The sequence below is a fragment of the Mesorhizobium sp. M2A.F.Ca.ET.039.01.1.1 genome, assembly GCF_003998035.1.
In the GTDB taxonomy this organism is placed as follows: domain Bacteria; phylum Pseudomonadota; class Alphaproteobacteria; order Rhizobiales; family Rhizobiaceae; genus Mesorhizobium.
On sequence record NZ_RZRY01001482.1, the window covers coordinates 1 to 515 of the forward strand.

1 protein-coding gene is annotated in these 515 nt (G+C 66.4%); it reads left to right on the top strand.

Translation table 11 applies throughout. The features are described from left to right. A partial coding sequence (locus tag EOA24_RS40560; protein ID WP_127410952.1) for an aminotransferase class V-fold PLP-dependent enzyme occupies positions 1-515 on the top strand: 515 nt, incomplete at both ends.

Sequence of the window (515 nt, forward strand, 5' to 3'; positions counted from 1 at the left end):
CAATTCACTGGGCGCCGCTTCGATCAATGTCTTCAACGAGATCGAGACGGCCGCGAAGCAGGAATGGGCGCAGGATATCATCCGTGCCTGGAACACCGCCGGCTGGTTCGACATGCCTGTCCAGCTGGGCGACCGGCTCGGGCGTCTGATCGGCGCCGCGCCTGGCCAGACGGTGGTATGCGACACCACCTCGATCAACATCTACAAGGTCCTGCATGCGGCGCTCGCGATGCGACCCGACCGCTCGGTGATCGTTGCCGAAGGCGACAGCTTTCCGACCGACCTCTACATGGCGGAGGGGGTGTCCTCGACGCGGCCCGGCGCGGTGCTGCGGCTCGAGGGCGTCGATGCGCCGACGATCGAGGAACTGATCGACGACCGTGTCGCGGTCATCCTGGTCAACCACGTCAATTACAAGTCCGGCCGGTTGCGCGATATGGCGGCCCTGACCCGCAAGGCCCATGACGCCGGCGCGCTGATCGTCTGGGACCTCTGCCACACGGCCGGCGCCCTGC